We start from the raw sequence: 16,430 nt of genomic DNA, 5'->3' as shown, positions 1-16,430 counted from the left end.
ATGACCACTGCTTCACCCGGCACTCCCCAGCAGGCGCCCGGCATCGTGGACCCGGTGCGCAGGATCCGTCGCACGGGCTTCTCGATCGGCCTCGCCACCGGCCTGTACGGGATCTCCTTCGGCGCTCTGGCCACGTCCTCCGGACTCGACGTCTGGCAGGCGATGGTCCTCTCCGCCGTGATGTTCACCGGCGGCAGCCAGTTCGCGTTCATCGGCGTGATCGGCGGCGGCGGATCTGCCCTCGGCGCCGCCCTGGCCTCGGTGCTGCTGGGCGTGCGGAACACCCTGTACGGGCTGATCCTCGCCCGCTCCCTCCCCCGGCACGGCGGGAAGGGTCTGGCCCGGGTGCAGCTGACGATCGACGAATCCGCCGCCCTGGCCGCCTCCGGCAGCGATGAGCGGGAGCGGCGGGCGGGGTTCTGGGCGGCCGGCGTCTGGGTGTATGTCTTCTGGAACCTGTTCTCCCTGGTGGGGGCCGTCGCCGGGCAGTTCGTCGCCGACCCCAGGGCCTGGGGTCTGGATGCCGCGGCCGCTGCGGCGTTCCTCGCCCTGCTGTGGCCTCGCCTGCGGTCGGCCGATGCGGTGGCGATCGCTGTCGCCGCCGCCTTCATCGCGCTCGTGACCACGCCCTCGCTGCCTCCGGGCCTCCCGGTTCTGGCCGCGGCCCTGGTCGCCGTGCTCGCCGGGCTGCTGCCCGCCCGCCGCTCCGCGGAGCCTCCTCGGCGCGAGACCCCTCCCGACCCGCGACCCCGTACGGAGGACCCACGATGAGCATGCTCTGGATCGCGGTGATCGCAGCGTCCGTGCTGTCCTTCGGGCAGAAGTGGCTGGGCTACCAGGTCCCGCCCGACGTCCTGGACCGGCCGCGGATCGCCCGGATCACGACGCTGCTGCCGATCGCCCTGCTGGGTGCGCTGGTCGCCACCCAGACAGCCGCGAGCGGCGCGGAGATCGTGCTCGATGCGCGCCTGGCCGCGCTCTCCGTGGCGGCGGTGCTCCTGCTGGCCCGGGCCCCGTTCCTCGTGGTCGTGATCGCCGCGGCGGTCGCCGCAGCCGGCCTGCGCGCCCTCGGCTGGGCCTGATCAGCGACCGGCCCCGTCCCGTCGTCCATCAGCTCCACGACCATCAGCCCGTCCGGCACCAGTTCGACGAGCATCGGCCCGACGAGCGTCGATCGCCCGGCGGGTCGCCATCCGGGCGCCCTTGCGATCACGCAGCGCGTCGTACGCCAGGGCGAGGCGGAACCATGCGGTCCAGTCCTGCTCGCCACCGTGGTGTGCGCCGTCGTTCTGCTCACCGCCGCCCTGCTCGCCGCCGCTCTGCTCGCCCGCGACCTGCACCGCCGTGCGCGCGGCCTCGAACTCGGCGCGCGGATCCTCGGCGTCGGCATCAGCAGGAGGCTCGTAGCGGCGGGCCAGATCACCGGCGCCGATCCCGAAGAGCACCTCCCGCCAGGTCACCCAGACGGTCAGCCCCAGCAGGATGACGATCCCCAGGGCGAGCCCGTAGCCCAGCGCGCTCCCGGCGCGCACGAAGCCCCACGCGATCCAGCCCAGTCCCCAGCAGTACGCCGCCGTGATCAGCAGGAGGGCGACGACGACGATCTTCTGACGCATCGACGTGCCCGCTCAGCCGAGCTCGAGGTAGCCGTCCAGGCCCACCGTGAGGCCCGGGTGCGCAGCGACCTCGCGCACGCCCAGCAGCACGCCGGGCATGAAGCTGGCGCGGTCGAAGGAGTCGTGGCGGAGCTGGAACTGCTCCCCCGGGCCTCCGAACTGGACCACCTCATGGGCGACCAGGCCGCGCTGTCGCACCGCATGCACGTGGATCCCGTCGACGACTGCGCCGCGGGCTCCGTCAGGATCCTTCTGGGTCGCATCGGGCACTGCCCCGAGTCCGGCGGCCTTGCGCCCACGGGCGATCGCCGCCGCGGTGTGGCGGGCCGTTCCCGAGGGGGCGTCGAGCTTGTCCGGGTGGTGCATCTCGATGATCTCGGCGCTGTCGTAGTAGCGGGCGGCGACCTCGGCGAAGCGCATGGCGAGCACGGCACCGATCGCGAAGTTGGGGGCGATGAGCACGCCCACCCCGTCAGCTCCCTCGAGCTGCGAGCGCAGGTCGCCGAGGGTCTCCTCGGTCCAGCCCGTGGTGCCGACCACGGCATGGATGCCGTGCTCGACGAGCCACCGGACGTTCTGGGCGGTCACGGACGGGACCGTGAGGTCCACAGCGACCTGCGCGCCGGCGTCGGTGATCGTGGAGAGCTCGTCGTCGCGCCCGAGCGCGGCGACGAGCTCCAGGTCCGTCGCGGCCTCGACGGCGCGGCAGGCCTCGGAACCCATCCGGCCGCCCGCGCCGATCACGGCGACGCGCAGGGGGGTCTGGTCAGTGCTGGTCATGGGGTGCTCCTCGACGGATCGGGGTGGATGGGCTGTCAGGCTTTGCGTGGCGGGGCAGGAGCTCAGGACTCCGGGCCGACCTCGACCCGGGTGCTGAAGGAACCCGCCAGGCGCGCGGCGAGCTCCTGCACAGCCGCGGCGTCGACCCGGCCGATCTTCTCGAGCGTCTCGTCGACGCTCGTGTACGTCCCGTGGACCAGCTCGATCGTGCCGAGCCTGCCCATCCTGCTGCTGGTGTCCTCGAGCCCCAGGGCGAAGGACCCGGTGATCTGACCCTTGGCGCGGGACAGCTCCTCCTGCTCGATGCCGCTGGCGCCCATCCGGTCGAGCTCCTCGGCGAGCAGCTCGACGACCTGCGCGGTGCGGGAGGGACGGCAGGCGGCGTACATCCCGAACAGGCCGGCGTCGCGGTAGCCGCCGCTGAAGGAGTACACCGAGTAGGCCAGGCCGCGCTGCTCCCGGATGTTCTGGAACAGGCGTGAGGACATGCCGCCGCCGAGCACCGACATGAGCACCGAGAGCGTGTGGCGGTCCTCGCTGAGAGCCGAGAGGCCCTGGCCGCCGAGGTAGATGTGGTTCTGCTCCGCAGGACGGATCAGCCGGTGCGAGGCGATCGTGGAGACGTCCTGGACGGACCTGTTCGCCGTGGTCCCCCTGGGAGCCTCCGAGCGCGGCCGACGGCGGGGCAGAGCCCCCTCCTCGAGCGTCCAGCCCCCGCGGCGCAGCCCCGTCCGGAGCAGCTCGGCCAGCTCGTCGTGATCGATGTCCCCGACCGCGGTGACGACCAGGTTGTCGGGTCGGTAGTGCGTATCCCAGTGGGCGCGCACATCCTCGATGCTCAGCGCGTTCACGGACTGCTCGGTGCCGCCGACGGGGCGGCCGAGGGCGGTCTCGGCGCCGAGCACGTCGGCGAGGAAGGTCTCGTAGCCCACATCGGTCGGATCGTCCTCGGCCATGGCGAGCTCCTCGAGGATGACCTCCCGCTCGGTGGCCAGGGCCTCCTGCTCCAGCAGGCTCGCCGTGATCATGTCCGTGAGGACGTCCACGGCCATCGGCACATCGGAGGAACGGACCCTGCCGTAGTAGAGGGTGTGCTCCTTCGCGGTGATGGCGTTGGAATCGCCGCCGACCTCGTCGAAGGCCGTGGCGATGTCCATCGCGGAGCGCCGCTGGGTGCCTTTGAACAGGAGGTGCTCGAGAACATGCGTCGACCCGGCATGCTCGGGACGCTCGTCGCGCGATCCGACGGGCAGCCAGAGCCCGATGGTCGCGCTGCGCACGCTGCGATCGGTCTGGGTCAGCAGACGCACACCGCCGGGCAGGATGCTGCGCCGCACACCGGTGGCGGCATCGAGCATCACGTCGGAGGCGGGATCATCGAAAACGAGGTCGGAAGGCATCGATCGATTGTTCCACGACCTGGCCGGCATCGGGACGAGAGTTCGCCCTCCCTCCCGGACCTCGACATCCCCGGCCTCGACCCTCCCCGAGCTCCACGACGCTCACCCCGCCCCCGAGGGACCCGTGCCGGAACAGCCGGTCGACTCGCCCCGGGACAGCAGGACGGGGAGGCACCCGATGGTGCCTCCCCGTCCTGGGAGCTACGGCCTCAGAAGGCCGAACAGATCACTGTGCGGATCACTTCTCGCCGGAGGAGCTCTCCTCGGAGGGCTTCTCGTCGTCCTCGGAGACCGCCAGGGAGATCTTTCCGCGGGCGTCGACCTCGCGGATCTCCACCTCGATCTTCTGACCGACCTTGGCGACGTCCTCGACGCTCTCGACCCGCTTGCCGTCGTTCAGCTTGCGCAGCTGGGTGACGTGGAGCAGGCCGTCCTTGCCCGGGGTCAGCGAGACGAAGGCGCCGAAGTCGACAACGCGCACCACGGTGCCGAGGTAGCGCTCGCCGACCTCGGGGACCTGCGGGTTGGCGATGGCGTTGACCGCGGAGCGTGCCGCCTCGGCCGAGGGGCCGTCGGTCGCACCGATGTAGACGGTGCCGTCGTCCTCGATCGTGATGTCCGCGCCCGTGTCGTCCTGGATCTGGTTGATCATCTGGCCCTTCGGGCCGATGACCGCACCGATCTTGTCGACGGGGACCGTGACGGCGATGACGCGAGGAGCGTGGGGGCTCATCTCGTCCGGCGCGTCGATGGCCTCGTTGAGCACACCGAGGATCGCCAGGCGTGCCTCGTGAGCCTGCGACAGCGCACCGCCGAGCACGGAGGCCGGGAGGCCGTCGAGCTTGGTGTCGAGCTGGATCGCGGTGATGAACTCGCTGGTACCGGCCACCTTGAAGTCCATGTCGCCGAAGGCGTCCTCCGCACCGAGGATGTCGGTGAGCGCCGCGTAGCGGGTCTCGCCGTCCACGGTGTCGGAGATCAGGCCCATGGCGATGCCGGCGACCGGGGCGCGCAGCGGCACACCGGCGTTGAGCATCGCCAGGGTCGAGGCGCACACGGAGCCCATCGAGGTGGAGCCGTTGGACCCGAGGGCCTCGGACACCTGACGGATCGCGTAGGGGAACTCCTCGCGGGACGGCAGGACCGGCACCAGGGCGCGCTCGGCGAGCATGCCATGGCCGATCTCACGACGCTTCGGGGAGCCGACGCGACCGGTCTCACCGGTGGAGTACGGCGGGAAGTTGTAGTGGTGCACGTAGCGCTTGCGCGTGACCGGCCCGAGAGAGTCGATCTGCTGCTCCATCTTGAGCATGTTCAGCGTGGTGACGCCCAGGATCTGGGTCTCGCCGCGCTGGAACAGCGCCGAGCCGTGCACCCGCGGGAGCACCTCGACCTCGGCGGAGAGCGCGCGGATGTCGCGGAGGCCGCGGCCATCGATGCGGACGCCGTCGGTGAGCACCTTCTGGCGCACGACCTGCTTGGTCAGCGCACGGAAGGCGCCGCTGACCTCCTTGTCGCGACCCTCGAGCTGCTTGCCCTCGCCGGCGAGCTCCTCGGTCAGCTCACCGAGCAGCTGCTCGGTGCGCTCCTCGCGCTCGGTCTTCGCGGCGATGGACATGACCTCGGCCAGACGCTCGGTGGCTGCGGCCTCGACGACGTCGTGGGCGTCGTCCTGGAAGTCGAGGAAGAGCGGGAACTCGCGCACCGGCTTGGCGGCGGTGGCGGCGAGCTCCTGCTGGGCGACGCACAGGCTGCGGATGAAGACCTTCGCGGCCTCCAGACCCTCGGCCACGACGGGCTCGGTGGGAGCGATTGCGCCCTGCTCCTTGATGAGCGTCCACGCGTTGTCGGTGGCCTCTGCCTCGACCATCATGATCGCGACGTCATCCTCGACGATGCGACCGGCGACGACCATCGAGAAGACGGCCTCGTCGAGCTGCGAGAAGGTCGGGAACGCGACCCACTGGCCACCCTGGGCGGTCGGCATGAGCGCGATGCGCACGGCGCCGATCGGACCCGAGAAGGGCAGACCGGAGATCTGGGTGGAGGCGGACGCGCCGTTGATGCCGACGACGTCGTAGGCGTCGTCCGGGCCGTTGGCCATCACGGTGAGGACGATCTGGACCTCGTTGCGCAGGCCCTTGACGAAGGCCGGGCGCAGCGGGCGGTCGGTGAGGCGGCAGGCCAGGATGGCGTCGGTGCCGGGACGGCCCTCGCGACGGAAGAACGAGCCGGGGATGCGACCCGCGGCGTACATCCGCTCCTCGACGTCGATCGTCAGGGGGAAGAAGTCGAAGTGGTCCTTGGGACGGTTCGAGACGGCGGTGGCCGACAGGATCATCGTGTCGTCGTCGAGGTAGACGGCGACGGCGCCGGCGGCCTGCTGGGCGAGACGTCCGGTCTCGAAGCGGACCTCACGACGGCCGAACGAGCCATTGTCGATGACCGCGGTCGTCGCGGTGATTTCAGGGCCTTCCATGGCCATGTGGATCTCCTCTGGTAGGGGGTTGCCCTGCCGGTGCGGCCTTCGTCAGTCACACGCGGTGCACGATCCCGTGAGGGGGATCCGTGCCCCGAAGGTCACTGCCGAGGACCGAACCTGGTCGGGGCGGGGTGTCGGAGGGGCGTCCGCGTCAGCGGACAGACGGAACCGCCGCCCGCCTCTGGAGGCGAGCGGCGGACAGCGATCAGCGGCGGATGCCGAGGCGCTTGATCAGCGAGCGGTAACGCTCGATGTCGGTGGCCTGGAGGTACTTCATCAGGCGCTTGCGCTGACCGACCAGCAGCATCAGACCGCGGCGCGAGTGGTGATCGTGCTTGTGGGTCTTCAGGTGCTCGGTCAGGTAGGTGATGCGATGCGTGAGGAGCGCGGCCTGGACCTCGGGCGAACCGGTGTCACCCTCGGCGGTCGCGTACTCCTTGATGATCTCCTGCTTGGTGGCGGTGTCGAAGGCCATGGTTCTCCTGTGGTCGTTGCGCGGCGCTCCGGGACCTGCTGTCCCGGGCTCTCTGGGCGAGCCTCGCCCCGGATTCCCTGCCTGGGCGCACGTCGAGGACGAGCACTGCAGACATCTGGGTGGGGCGGACTGACTCTCCGCGGCCGAATTCACGGCGGCACCAGGATATCAGCCCTCGACAGGCGGACGGGAGGGACCGGGACCCAGAGTGCGGCGGGTCACCTCGACGTCCCGCTGCATCTGCTCGACCAGGCTCTCGACCGAGTCGAACTTCAGGGTCGGACGCTGGAAGGCCACGAACTCGAGCCGCACCGTGTCGCCGTAGAGGTCCAGGTCATGGGCGCCGTGCACGTAGGCCTCCACGGTGCGCCGGGGAGCGCCGTCGACCTCGAAGGTCGGGTTGGTGCCGATCGAGATGGTCGCCGCCGCTCCGGCCAGAGGGTCCGTCCCGGCGTGCGCGCGATCCTGCGCGACCACCGTGAGATGACCGGCGTAGACCCCGTCGGCCGGGATCAGACCGGCCGGCGACGATCCCAGGTTCGCCGTGGGGAAGCCGAGCTCGCGGCCGCGCTGGAAACCGTGATGGACGACGTCCGTCACCGTGTGCAGCCGACCCAGACCCTCCGTCGCGAGCTCGATGTCACCCGTCAGCAGCGCGGCACGGATTCCCGAGGAGGAGATGCGCCCGCCCTCCTCCCCGTCGGGACCGAGGTCGGAGACCGTGACGACCTCGAAGCCGTACTTCCTGCCCAGTTCGCGCATGGTGTCGATATCCCCCGCGTTCGCCCGGCCGAACAGAGCGTCCTCGCCCAGCACGACGCACTTCATGCCGAGGCCCTCGACGAGGAAGACCCGCACGAAGTCCTCCGGGGAGTAGAGCGCGAAATCATGGGTGAACTCGAGGTCCAACACGCCGTGGACGCCGGCGAGGAGGAGCAGGCGGTCGCGGTCCTCGTGCCCGGTCAGCAGCGGCGGCTCGCCGGGCGTGCCCATGACGTGTCGCGGATGCGGCCAGAAGGTGAGAGCGACCGGCGAGAGCCCACGCGTCTCGGCGTGGTGGACCAGCTGTTCGAGCACATAGCGATGGCCGCGGTGGATCCCGTCGTAGTTCCCGATGGAGACCGCTGTGGCCCCGAGATCGGCGGGCACGTCCTGCACGGAGTGCCAGATGGGGGTGCGGGTCACGGCGCGGTCAGGTCCTTCCAGGGCCGGGTGCTCGGACGCACCCACGGGGGTTCCACCCGGGGGCGGAGCATCTCGGGCAGGAGCACCGAGGAACGGGGAACACTGTAACGCCCGAGCACTCGCCCGCGGGCGACGGGCCCGTGCGACGAGCCTGTCGCCGAGCCGTGATCGGATGCCCGATGCCGCACCGACGACCGGAGGGGCTGTGACGTACCTGTGACGAAGCTCTGCGGCGCAGGCATGTCGCGAATCGCGCCTGCTCCGTTACTCTGAAGGACAATGCGGTGCCGGGGAGGGACCCCTGTGCCCTCCGGCGTTCCATGCGGGGGGCAGACACGATGGCCGCGGAGAACGGATCAGAATCCATGACGAACGTGACCGAATCGGCGTCGCTGGGCGGCCCGTCCCGACCCACCGGACGCCACGGCCGTCGCCGCGCCCTTCTCATCGTGATCGCCATCCTCGCGGTGATCGCCGTCGCCCTGACCGGTGGCGCGATGGCCTACGCCAAGCAATACGACGATCGCGCGCTCCCGGGGACCACCATCCTCGGGCAGGACGTCTCCGGCAAGTCCGCTGACGAGATCTCCGCGCTCGTCGCGGAGAAGGGCGAGGCCGTCACCGTCGCGGTGACCGCCGGCGATCAGGAGGTCGAGGTCCCGCTCGCCGATCTCGGGGTGACCGTCGATGCCGACGCCACCGCGACAGCTGCTCTGGACCGCGAGAACTCCTTGACCGACGTCATCTCCTCGACCTGGTCCGGTGAGCACCCGGTCACCCCGGTCGTGTCCGTCGACGACGCCGCAGTCGCCGACTTCGCCAAGGGGCTGGTCCCCGAGGACAAGACCGAGCCTGTCGACGCCGAGGTCACCTTCGATGAGGACGCGCAGACGTGGAACGCCGTCCCCGGCCGCAACGGCCAGGGCGTGGACCCGAAGGTCCTGGTGGACACGGTGACGCAGAAGGCCCCCGCGCTCGAGAGCTTCAGCGTGGAGCAGCCCATCGAGGAGATCGCCCCGGCGATCACCACCGAGGAGGCCGAGAAGACCGTCGGCACGATCTCCTCGCTGCTCGAGCAGCCGATGTCCATCCAGGGCGCCGACGACGCGACCCACGAGGTCTCCGCCGAGAAGCGCTCCGGGTGGCTCTCGGTGGCTCCGGACAAGGCCGGCGAGGCGCTGACGATCAGCGTGGACGAGGACGCCGTGCGGGAGTGGGTCTCGGACCGCGCCACGGACGACGCCGTCGAGGCCAAGGACGGCATCGAGCAGATCGACGAGGACGGCAAGGTCGTCAAGGTGGTCGCCGAGAAGGAGGACGGTCTCAAGATCACCAACACCGATGCTGTCGCCGACGAGCTGATCGCCGCCCTGCAGGGCACCACGCCCCTCGAGGCCGCCTTCGAGACCCAGACGATCGAGGCCGAGGTCAACGAGGTCGACGCGCCGAAGGACCCGGACGACGAGAAGGACGCGAAGGACGCGGACAAGAAGGACGAGGACAAGGACGCCGCGAAGGACGAGAAGGACAAGGACGAGAAGTCCAAGGACGAGAAGGAGAAGTCCAAGGATTCCGACGAGGAGACTCCCGCCGACAAGCCCACCGGCGAGAAGTGGATCGACGTGAACCTGAGCAACAAGACGGTCACCGCGTACGTCGGCGACACCCCCGTGTGGGGCCCGCGGTCCATCGTCGACGGCAAGGAGGGGAACGAGACCGTCACCGGCTCCTTCGAGATCTACCTGCGGTACGACCGTCAGGACATGACCAATGCCGCGTACTACCCCGAGGGCCACGAGAAGTACTACCTCACCCCGGATGTGCCGTGGGTGCAGTACTTCCACAACGGCTACGGCTTCCATGGGGCGCCGTGGCGCTCGTCCTTCGGATACTCCGGATCGCACGGCTGCATCAACATGACCGTGTCCGATGCGAAGTGGCTCTACGACTGGGCATCGATGGGCACGCGCGTCGAGTCCCACTACTGAGCGGACTCCCGCCCACCACATGACGAAGCCTCCTCCCGGATTCCGGGAGGAGGCTTCGTCATGTGGTGGGCCGCCGGCATCCGTCGGTCAGCACCGTCCGTCACTCAGCACCGTTCGATGGTCCGCACCGTCCGCCTGTCAGCGCTGTGCGTCGAGCGGGACCACGAGGGCGGGACGCCAGCTCGTGCCATCGGGACGGAGCACAGCGCAAAGGGCTCCCTCGGCGTCGAGAGCGGCGACCAGGTCCAGATCCTCTCCCCCACCCCTCGGGGCGCTCCGGGGGACCGCGGGCGCTGCGGAGGGTGCCGCTGCTCGCGGGATGCGCCGGCCGTCCGCAAGATCCCGCGCCTCCTCGGCGGAGACCCTCAGGGTGGGCAGCACGGCTCCCGCGCTGCGTCCCAGTCCCCGCAGGGGCAGGTGCACGTCATCGCCCTCGCCCCGGGCCGGAACCGGCACGGCGTCGTCCACCGAGAACGGACCGATGCTGGTACGGCGCAGCGCCGTGAGATGGCCTCCCACGCCCAGTGCCGCGCCCAGGTCCCGGGCCAGCGCCCTCACATAGGTTCCCGAGGAGCAGGTGACCACGGCGTCGAGGTCGACATAGCCGTCGCTCTCACGGCGCGCGGTGACGTCGAAGCGGGAGATCCGGACCGGGCGTGCGGCGAGCTCGACCTGCTCCCCCGCTCTGGCACGGGCATAGGCGCGCTTGCCGTCGACCTTGATGGCGCTGACGGTCGATGGCACCTGCTGGATGTCGCCGCGCAGGAGCTCGAGCTGCTGATGGATCGAGGCGTCCGTGATCTCCCCGGTATCGCTCGGCGAGCCGATCGGCTCTCCCTCACGATCATCGGTGGTCGTGGACAGGCCGAGGCGGATCGTGGCCTCATAGGTCTTGTCCAGCCCCACGAGGTGGGTCAGCAGCCGAGTGCCCTGACCGATCCCCAGGATCAGCAGGCCGGTGGCCATGGGGTCCAGGGTGCCGGCGTGGCCGACCTTCTTGGTCCCCAGCAGCCAGCGCACCCGGGCCACGACGTCGTGGCTCGTGCGATCCGGCGCCTTGTCGACCAGCAGGATGCCGTGCGGGGCGCTCACACGCCCTCGCGCCCGCTGACGCCGGTCGACGGACCCTGCCCGTCCTCGCGGTCGGCAGCGGTCTCGTCGTCGACCCCGTCCGAGCCGTCGGTCTCGTCGTCGATCTCGTCCTCGTCGGTCTCGTCGTCCTCGTCCTCGTCCTCGCGGGGGACGCGATAGGGATCGGCGTCGCCGGCGTAGGCCGCGCCCTCCTTCGACTTCGCGAGCTCGGCGTCGCGGCCGCGGGCCTCGGAGAGGAGGTCCTCGATGACGCGGGCGTTCTCGGGGATCGCATCGGCGATGAACTCGAGGGTCGGGGTCAGGCGCACGCCGGTCTGTCGGCCCACCTCGCGGCGGAGCATGCCGGTGGCGCTCACGAGGGCTGCGCCGGTACCTTCGCGCTCCTCGTCCGTGCCGAAGACGGTGTAGAAGAGCGTCGCATGCTGGAGGTCGCCGCTGACGCGCACATCGGTGATGGTCACGAACCCGAGGCGCGGGTCCTTGACCCGAGTGTCGAGCATGGTCGCCACGATGACCTTGATGCGGTCGGCGAGCTTGAGGGCGCGGGGGCTGTCGTTCATGATCGGTCAATCTCCTGATCGGGGTGAGGATCTGCGAGGGGTGAGGAGGGATGTCGGCAGCAGGATCGTCGCCGGGCAGGGGGCGTCCCGGCCCCGGAGGAGGTGTCCGTCCGGGCGCGTCCGGGAGGACAGCTGCAGGGGAGGAGAGTCGCGACGGACATGCGGCTCTCCTCCCCTGCGGATGCGGCCGGGCGCCGCGGGGCGCCCGGCCGGTATCGGATCAGCTGCGGGGCTTCTCCTGCATCTCGTACGTCGTGACGACGTCACCGATCTGCAGGTCGTTGAAGGATCCCAGGTTGATGCCGCACTCGTAGCCCTCGCGGACTTCGGTGACATCGTCCTTGTAGCGACGCAGCCCGGCGATCTCGAGGCTCTCCGTGACGACCACTCCGTTACGGGTGATGCGCGCCTTGCCGCCTCGCTTGATGAGGCCGCCGCGGACGATCGAGCCGGCGATGTTGCCGAACTTGGAGGAGCGGAAGATCTCGCGGATCTCCGCCGAGCCGAGCTCGACCTCCTCGTACTCCGGCTTGAGCATGCCCTTGAGGGCCTGCTCGACCTCGTCGATGGCGTTGTAGATGACCGAGTAGTACTTGATCTCCACGCCCTCGCGGTCGGCGTACTCCGCGTTGAGGCCCTCGGCCCGCACGTTGTAGCCGATGATGATGGCGTCCGACGCGACGGCGAGGTTGATGTTGTTCATCGTGATCGCACCGACACCGCGGTCGATGATCCGCAGATCGACGCCGTCTCCGACCTCGATCCCGAGCAGCGACTCCTCCAGCGCCTCGACGGCACCGGCGGCGTCACCCTTGAGGATGAGGTTGAGGGTCTCGACCTTGCCGTCGGCCATCGACTTGGTGATGTCCTCCAGGCTGATGCGCTTGCGGGCCTTGGACAGCGCGGCGGCACGCTTGGCGGCCTCGCGCTTCTCGGCGATCTGGCGGGCGGTGCGCTCGTCCTGGGCGACCAGGAAGGAGTCACCGGCGCCGGGCACCGAGGTGAGACCGAGGACCTGCACCGGGCGGGACGGGCCTGCCTCGGTGATGTTCTCGCCGTTCTCGTCGAGCATGGCACGCACGCGGCCGTGACCGGTGCCGCAGACGATCGCGTCGCCGACCCGCAGGGTTCCCTGCTGGACGAGCACCGTGGCGACCGGGCCGCGACCGCGGTCCAGGTTCGCCTCGATGGACACGCCACGAGCGTCCTTGTCCGCGTTCGCGGTCAGCTCCAGCGCGGCGTCCGCGGTGAGCAGGACGGCCTCGAGCAGCGCCTCGATGTTCTGGTTCTCCCGAGCGGAGACGTCGACGAACATCGTCTCGCCGCCGTACTCCTCGGCCACCAGGTTGTACTCGGTGAGCTGCTGGCGGATCTTCTGCGGGTTCGAATCCGGCTTGTCGATCTTGTTGACCGCGACCACGATCGGCACGTTGGCCGCCTGGGCGTGGTTGAGCGCCTCGATGGTCTGCGGCATGACTCCGTCATCGGCGGCGACCACGAGGATCGCGATGTCGGTGACGTCCGCACCGCGGGCACGCATGGCGGTGAACGCCTCGTGGCCCGGGGTATCGATGAAGGTCAGTGCACGATCGACGCCCTCGTGCTCCACCGGGACCTGGTAGGCACCGATGTGCTGGGTGATGCCGCCGGCCTCGCCTGCGCCGACGGTCGCCTTACGGATCGTGTCGAGCAGGCGGGTCTTGCCGTGGTCGACGTGACCCATGACGGTGACCACGGGCGGACGCGGCACGCGGTCCTCGTCGTCCTCCTCGGCGAGCTCGGCATCGAGATCGATGTCGAACTGTCCGAGCAGCTCGCGCTCTTCGTCCTCCGGGGAGACGATCTCGATCTTGTAGCCCAGCTCGGTGCCGAGCAGATCGAAGGTGTCCTCGTTCAGCGACTGCGTGGCCGTGGCCATCTCGCCCATCGCGAAGAGCACCGTGATCAGCGACGCGGGGTTCACATCGATGCGGTCGGCGAAGTCGGAGAGCGAGGCTCCCCGGCGCAGGCGGATCGGGGTGTTGCCGTCGCCGCGCGGGATCGAGACGCCGCCCGGTGCGGGCGCCGACATCTGCTCGAATTCTGCGCGCTTCGCACGCTTCGACTTGCGCGAACGGGCGGGCTTGCCACCACGACCGAAGGCACCCTGCGTGCTGCCGCGACCACCGCGACCGCGGGGACCGCCGCCACCTGCGGGACCACCGGGGCCGCCGCCGGGACGAGCACCGGGGCCGCCACCGGAACGACCACCGCGGCCGCGGTTGTCGCCGCCGCCGGGACGGGCATCGGCCAGACCGCCGGAGGAGTGCTGGCGCATGATGCCGGGGGTGGGCATCCCGGGACGGGGCGGACGGGGAGCCGCACCCTCACGGGCGGCGGGACGACCGGCACCGGCCTGATCGCCGCTGCGACCCTGGCCCTGGGGCTTGGATCCGGGACGGGGCATCCCCTGCGAGGTCGCGAAGGGGTTGTTGCCCGGACGGGGACCGCCCGGACGCGGCGCGCCCTCACGCGGAGCGCCGTCTCGTGCGGGACGGCCGCCGCCCTGGCCCGGCTTGCGGGACCCGGCGCGGGGCATGCCCTGCGAGCTGGCGAAGGGGTTGTTGCCGGGGCGTGCTGCACCGGGGCGGGGCGCGGGACGCTCGCCACCGGGCTTCGGAGCGGGCGCCGGGCGCGCAGCACCGGGCTTCGGCGCGCTGCTGGCGGACGCAGAGGGACCGTCGGTCGCCGGCTTCTCGGCGGGCTCGGACGGCTGATCGCTCGCGGGCTTCGCGGCGGTCTCGGCGGCCTGCTCGGACGGAGCGGGCTGCTCGGCCTTCTCCACGGGGGCGGAGGGTGCCGGGGTCGGTTCGGGAGCCGATGCTGCGGGCTGCTCCGGAGCGGCCGGGGCGGGCTTCGAGCCGGGCTTGGGGGCGCTGCCGGGCTTGGGGGCACCGCCCGGCTTGGGCGCTCCACCGGACTTGCGCTCTGCGTCGCCTGCGGGGGCGGCGGTGCCGCTCTTCTCGGACGAGCTGTCCCCACCCTTGGCGGGGAGCTCCTCACGCAGCCGACGGGCGACGGGCGCCTCGATGGTCGAGGATGCGGAGCGAACGAATTCGCCCATGTCCTGCAGCTTCTGCAGAACGGCCTTGCTGGGGTGTCCGAGCTCCTTGGCGAGCTCGTGGACGCGGACCTTAGCCACATTTCTCCTGTCTCGGTCCGGCCGACAAGAGGGCGCGGACCATTAATTCCTGAGGGTGCTCATTGGTGAGTACTCATCGGATATCCATGGTTCTTCTACCTGTTCCACGTTCGGGTGAAATCGGAGTTCTCGAGGTCCTGGACGAGATGCCCGGTGTCGACGCCGCCCCGGAAGGACCGGGCGAAGCCGCCTCGCTTCACAGCGAGCTCGAGACATGATGCCTCGGGATGGAGCCACGCACCGCGACCCATGGCCGATCCGGTCGGATCGGGCAGGACTCGCGGGATGACGCCTCCGGGAGCGGACTCCCGGACCAGACGCACCAGCTGGTCGCGCGGGGCCACCTGATGGCAGCCGACGCACGTGCGCTCGGGACGATGGGGTGCAGAGTGGGTGACCACGCCTCCACCTCCGTTCCGGACGCTTCCATCGGACCATGATCCAGACCGCGTGCAGTCTGCATCACACCTCGACGAACAGCCTCCCCAGTGTAGCGGACGCGCCGCGACGGGCGCTCACCCGGGAGGCGTGGGCCACACCTCACTCCGTCAGATCCGTGGCAGCTCAGTCCTCGGGGACGGCATCTCCGGCAGCGGGCGCCCGATCGGCCTGAGCAGGCGCCTCATCCGTCGGGGCGGCGGTGTGGGCCACCGGGACGGACGCGCTCTCCTCCACCGCCTCCTGGGCGGAGGCGGGGTACGCGTTCGGATCGTCGTCCGGGCGGATGTCGATCTTCCACCCGGTGAGCTTGGCGGCCAGGCGCGCGTTCTGCCCGTCCTTGCCGATGGCGAGCGAGAACTGCCCGGCGGGCACGACGGCGCGGACCGCACGGCCCACCTCGTCGATGACCGTGACGCTGGAGACCTTCGAGGGCGAGAGCGCGTTGGCGACGAACGTGGCGGGGTCCTCGTGGAAGTCGACGATGTCGATCTTCTCGCCGGCCAGCTCGTTCATCACCGAGCGCACGCGAGCCCCCATGGGGCCGATGCAGGCGCCCTTGGCGTTGATCCCGGGAACCGTCGCATGCACCGCCATCTTGGTGCGGTGACCTGCCTCGCGGGCGAGCCCGGTGATCTCGACGCTGCCGTCGGCCACCTCGGGCACCTCGAGCGCGAACAGCCGGCGCACCAGGTTGGGGTGCGAGCGCGAGAGCGTGATCTGGGGGCCCTTCGGTCCCCGTCGGGCCTCGGTGACGTAGGCGCGCAGGCGCTTGCCGTGGGAGTAGTCCTCCCCCGGGACCCGCTCGTGCGGGGGCAGCACGGCCTCGACCTCGCCGAGATCGACCAGCACCATCCGGGGATCGCGGCCCTGCTGGATGATCCCGGAGACGATGTCATCGGCCCGCTCGGCATACTCGCCGAGCACTGCTTCGTCCTCGAGGTCGCGGATGCGCTGGAAGATCACCTGTCGCGCCGTCGAGGCGGCGACCCGCCCGAAGTTCTCCGGGGTGTCGTCCCATTCCTCCAGGACGGTCCCGTCCGAGTTGCGCTCGCGCGCCATCACGGCGACCTGGCCGGTGCGCTCGTCGATGATCACCTCGGAATCCCGCACCGGATGATCGGTGTGCAGGTAGGCGGCGTGCAGAGCGGAACGGATCGCGTCCAGCAGGACGGGCAGGCGGATGTCCCGCTCCCGTTCGAGGGCCCGCAGGGCACCCATGTCGATGTCCAT

General features: G+C 70.4%; 14 protein-coding genes. 3 read left to right on the top strand and 11 right to left on the bottom strand.

The window, feature by feature from the left end; all coding sequences use genetic code 11:
- Both ABD093_RS14975 and ABD093_RS14970 read left to right on the top strand, forming a co-directional pair.
- Window positions 1-771, top strand: coding sequence for an AzlC family ABC transporter permease (locus ABD093_RS14975; protein ID WP_343925512.1), 771 nt, complete (start codon window positions 1-3; stop codon window positions 769-771).
- Complete coding sequence (locus tag ABD093_RS14970) at window positions 768-1,082, top strand: AzlD domain-containing protein (RefSeq protein WP_343925510.1); 315 nt, start codon at window positions 768-770, stop codon at window positions 1,080-1,082. The genes ABD093_RS14975 and ABD093_RS14970 overlap by 4 nt, the downstream gene beginning before the upstream one ends.
- Here the strand turns inward: ABD093_RS14970 and ABD093_RS14965 are convergent, their stop codons facing one another.
- From ABD093_RS14965 to ABD093_RS14940, 6 genes are all read right to left on the bottom strand, one after another.
- A complete protein-coding gene (locus tag ABD093_RS14965) occupies window positions 1,083-1,616 on the bottom strand; it encodes a hypothetical protein (protein WP_343925508.1) in 534 nt (177 codons plus the stop codon). It lies immediately after the preceding gene.
- A gap of 12 nt (window positions 1,617-1,628) precedes the next feature.
- Window positions 1,629-2,396: a 4-hydroxy-tetrahydrodipicolinate reductase gene (gene dapB, locus ABD093_RS14960; RefSeq protein ID WP_193116301.1), complete on the bottom strand. Its 768-nt coding sequence runs from the start codon at window positions 2,394-2,396 to the stop codon at window positions 1,629-1,631.
- A 62-nt stretch (window positions 2,397-2,458) separates the two neighbouring features.
- The gene (locus ABD093_RS14955; RefSeq protein ID WP_193116302.1) at window positions 2,459-3,796 is read right to left on the bottom strand and encodes a M16 family metallopeptidase; all 1,338 of its coding nucleotides are present in this window, start codon (window positions 3,794-3,796) and stop codon (window positions 2,459-2,461) included.
- Window positions 3,797-4,034: 238 nt separating this feature from the next.
- Window positions 4,035-6,275 carry a polyribonucleotide nucleotidyltransferase gene (locus ABD093_RS14950; protein WP_193116303.1) on the bottom strand — a complete coding sequence of 747 codons (2,241 nt, stop codon included), beginning with the start codon at window positions 6,273-6,275 and terminating at the stop codon, window positions 4,035-4,037.
- Window positions 6,276-6,483: 208 nt separating this feature from the next.
- On the bottom strand, window positions 6,484-6,753 hold the full coding sequence (rpsO, locus tag ABD093_RS14945) for a 30S ribosomal protein S15 (RefSeq protein ID WP_193116304.1): 270 nt from the start codon (window positions 6,751-6,753) through the stop codon (window positions 6,484-6,486).
- A gap of 168 nt (window positions 6,754-6,921) precedes the next feature.
- Complete coding sequence (locus ABD093_RS14940) at window positions 6,922-7,938, bottom strand: bifunctional riboflavin kinase/FAD synthetase (RefSeq protein ID WP_193116305.1); 1,017 nt, start codon at window positions 7,936-7,938, stop codon at window positions 6,922-6,924.
- 365 nt (window positions 7,939-8,303) lie between these two features.
- Between ABD093_RS14940 and ABD093_RS14935 the strand changes: the two genes are divergently transcribed.
- A complete protein-coding gene (locus tag ABD093_RS14935) occupies window positions 8,304-9,926 on the top strand; it encodes a L,D-transpeptidase family protein (RefSeq protein ID WP_343925504.1) in 1,623 nt (540 codons plus the stop codon).
- 138 nt (window positions 9,927-10,064) lie between these two features.
- Here ABD093_RS14935 and truB read toward each other — a convergent pair whose 3' ends face one another.
- The 5 genes from truB to nusA all read right to left on the bottom strand — a co-directional run bounded on the left by truB (window position 10,065) and on the right by nusA (window position 16,430).
- Complete coding sequence (truB, locus tag ABD093_RS14930) at window positions 10,065-11,018, bottom strand: tRNA pseudouridine(55) synthase TruB (protein ID WP_343925502.1); 954 nt, start codon at window positions 11,016-11,018, stop codon at window positions 10,065-10,067.
- Complete coding sequence (gene rbfA, locus ABD093_RS14925; RefSeq protein WP_343925500.1) at window positions 11,015-11,578, bottom strand: 30S ribosome-binding factor RbfA; 564 nt, start codon at window positions 11,576-11,578, stop codon at window positions 11,015-11,017. Before rbfA ends, truB begins: the two co-directional genes overlap by 4 nt.
- Window positions 11,579-11,798: 220 nt before the next feature.
- Window positions 11,799-14,759 carry a translation initiation factor IF-2 gene (gene infB / locus ABD093_RS14920; protein WP_193116309.1) on the bottom strand — a complete coding sequence of 987 codons (2,961 nt, stop codon included), beginning with the start codon at window positions 14,757-14,759 and terminating at the stop codon, window positions 11,799-11,801.
- 95 nt (window positions 14,760-14,854) lie between these two features.
- The gene (locus tag ABD093_RS14915) at window positions 14,855-15,160 is read right to left on the bottom strand and encodes a YlxR family protein (protein WP_193116310.1); all 306 of its coding nucleotides are present in this window, start codon (window positions 15,158-15,160) and stop codon (window positions 14,855-14,857) included.
- Between the two features lie 163 nt (window positions 15,161-15,323).
- A complete protein-coding gene (nusA, locus tag ABD093_RS14910; protein WP_226849664.1) occupies window positions 15,324-16,430 on the bottom strand; it encodes a transcription termination factor NusA in 1,107 nt (368 codons plus the stop codon).

It is taken from the genome of Brachybacterium tyrofermentans (assembly GCF_039526165.1).
GTDB lineage: Bacteria > Actinomycetota > Actinomycetes > Actinomycetales > Dermabacteraceae > Brachybacterium > Brachybacterium tyrofermentans.
The sequence above is the reverse complement of the archived record's forward strand: the minus strand, read 5'-3'. Positions and strand labels throughout refer to the sequence as shown.

What these genes read in the sequence shown, in the direction of transcription:
- dapB (WP_193116301.1), bottom strand. Translation starts at nt 2,396, where the DNA reads ATGACCAGCACTGACCAGACCCCCCTGCGCGTCGCCGTGATCGGCGCG.
- rbfA (WP_343925500.1), bottom strand. Translation starts at nt 11,578, where the DNA reads ATGAACGACAGCCCCCGCGCCCTCAAGCTCGCCGACCGCATCAAGGTC.
- ABD093_RS14935 (WP_343925504.1), top strand. Translation starts at nt 8,304, where the DNA reads ATGACGAACGTGACCGAATCGGCGTCGCTGGGCGGCCCGTCCCGACCC.
- ABD093_RS14950 (WP_193116303.1), bottom strand. Translation starts at nt 6,275, where the DNA reads ATGGAAGGCCCTGAAATCACCGCGACGACCGCGGTCATCGACAATGGC.
- ABD093_RS14955 (WP_193116302.1), bottom strand. Translation starts at nt 3,796, where the DNA reads ATGCCTTCCGACCTCGTTTTCGATGATCCCGCCTCCGACGTGATGCTC.
- rpsO (WP_193116304.1), bottom strand. Translation starts at nt 6,753, where the DNA reads ATGGCCTTCGACACCGCCACCAAGCAGGAGATCATCAAGGAGTACGCG.
- ABD093_RS14965 (WP_343925508.1), bottom strand. Translation starts at nt 1,616, where the DNA reads ATGCGTCAGAAGATCGTCGTCGTCGCCCTCCTGCTGATCACGGCGGCG.
- ABD093_RS14970 (WP_343925510.1), top strand. Translation starts at nt 768, where the DNA reads ATGAGCATGCTCTGGATCGCGGTGATCGCAGCGTCCGTGCTGTCCTTC.
- nusA (WP_226849664.1), bottom strand. Translation starts at nt 16,430, where the DNA reads ATGGACATCGACATGGGTGCCCTGCGGGCCCTCGAACGGGAGCGGGAC.
- ABD093_RS14975 (WP_343925512.1), top strand. Translation starts at nt 1, where the DNA reads ATGACCACTGCTTCACCCGGCACTCCCCAGCAGGCGCCCGGCATCGTG.